We start from the raw sequence: 1,537 nt of genomic DNA on the forward strand, positions 1-1,537 counted from the left end.
TCGTGCCCACGTTCACGTGCGGCTTGCTTCGCTCGAATTTCTCTTTTGCCATTTCTTCGACTCCGAAAAAATTAACTCAACATCAACAAACGACAGCCAGGACGCGCGCGCCACAGCCTCTGGAATGGTGCCCTTGGTGGGAATCGGACCCACGACCTCTCCCTTACCAAGGGAGTGCTCTACCACTGAGCCACAAGGGCGAAAACCTGAACTCAAGCCCGACACACAAACCGACCGACTGGAGCGGGAGACGGGAATCGAACCCGCGTCATTAGCTTGGAAGGCTAAGGTTCTACCATTGAACTACTCCCGCAAAGACACGCCTCAAGGCGCGTTCATCTTGCGTGAGCCCATGCACCCAGCCCTCGCCGAGCAACCGCCCATCCTAACGCTCATCGTGTCAGCCGCGTGTGACAGCCTGGCCTGCTGGTGGAGAGGGCTGGATTCGAACCAGCGTAGGTGTAAACCGGCAGATTTACAGTCTGCTGCCATTAACCACTCGGCCACCTCTCCGGCAGGGAACCATGAATTATGCCACCAATTGACCGGCCCCGGCAAGTGGTGTAGGCCGGTCACGACGCTGCGCCGAGCCAGTCGATCGGCGGCTCGCCCCGTTGCAGCAGGAAGGCGTCCGCCTGACCGAAATGCCCGCAGCCGATGAAAGGCACCGGCGGACGCGACGCGGACAGCGGCGAAGGATGGTTGGCCGACAGCCACAGATGGCGCTCGGCTTCGTTGCCAGCAGGCCGCATGGCCTGCGCGTGGGCGCCCCACAGCATGAAAACAAGCGGCCGCTCACTTTCGACCAGGGTGCGAAAGATGCTGGAGGTCAGCGCCTGCCAGCCCAGCCGGCTGTGGCTGCCGGCCTGGCCCGCGAGCACGGTCAGGCTGGCGTTCAGCAACAACACTCCCTGGCGCGCCCAGCGGTCGAGCAGACCCTCGGCCTGGGGGGCGCGGCCGTATTCGCGCTGCAGTTGCTTGTAGATGTTGCGCAGACTGGGCGGCAGCCGCACGCCGGGCGCCACAGCGAAAGCCAGCCCGTTGGCCTGGCCCGGGCCGTGGTACGGGTCTTGCCCCAGGATGACCACGCGCACCGCCTCGGGCGGCGTCAGTCCCAGCGCACGCAGGGGCTGTGGCGGGAAGATGCTGGCGCCCTGGCCCAGCTGCGCCTGCAACTCCGCGCCCAGCCGCCGCCCCTGCTGGCTGTGCAGAAACTGGTGCACCAAGGGGCGCCACCCTGCGGCCACCTGATCGGGGTCGGGTGGCCAGCGTTGCAGCGTGGACTCAGGATCAGGCATCAAATCAGGCTTCAGCGCCCGTCCATCAAGCGCAAACAGCTATCTTTAATATAGCAATCAGACAAACAACTGCGCCAGCGCCTCGCCCGGCTCGTCGGCGCGCATGAAGGCCTCGCCGACCAGGAAGGCGTTCACGCCCGCATCGCGCATGCGGCACACGTCCTCGCGCGTGTGGATGCCGCTTTCGGTGACCAGCAGGCGGTCGGCCGGCACGTCCTTCAGCAGGCCCAGCGTGGTGT

General features: G+C 64.9%; 2 protein-coding genes, 3 tRNA genes and 1 pseudogene. All 6 read right to left on the reverse strand.

The features are described from left to right. Positions 1-12: 12 nt before the first annotated feature. Positions 13-153, reverse strand: a complete 141-nt coding sequence (locus PKA16_RS15810; RefSeq protein WP_324404658.1) for a hypothetical protein — start codon at positions 151-153, stop codon at positions 13-15. Further along, positions 126-200 (reverse strand) — tRNA-Thr (locus tag PKA16_RS15815). Before PKA16_RS15815 ends, PKA16_RS15810 begins: the two co-directional genes overlap by 28 nt. 39 nt (positions 201-239) lie before the next feature. Then, a tRNA-Gly gene (locus PKA16_RS15820) sits at positions 240-313 on the reverse strand. Positions 314-427: 114 nt separating this feature from the next. Further along, positions 428-513, reverse strand: a tRNA-Tyr gene (locus tag PKA16_RS15825). Between the two features lie 59 nt (positions 514-572). Continuing rightward, a complete protein-coding gene (locus PKA16_RS15830) occupies positions 573-1,298 on the reverse strand; it encodes a uracil-DNA glycosylase (RefSeq protein WP_324404659.1) in 726 nt (241 codons plus the stop codon). 57 nt (positions 1,299-1,355) lie between these two features. After that, positions 1,356-1,537 (reverse strand): annotated as a pseudogene (gene trpC / locus PKA16_RS15835) (indole-3-glycerol-phosphate synthase TrpC); the annotation flags it as partial.

The sequence above is a fragment of the Ottowia sp. genome (assembly GCF_035325765.1).
Lineage (GTDB): Bacteria > Pseudomonadota > Gammaproteobacteria > Burkholderiales > Burkholderiaceae_C > Ottowia.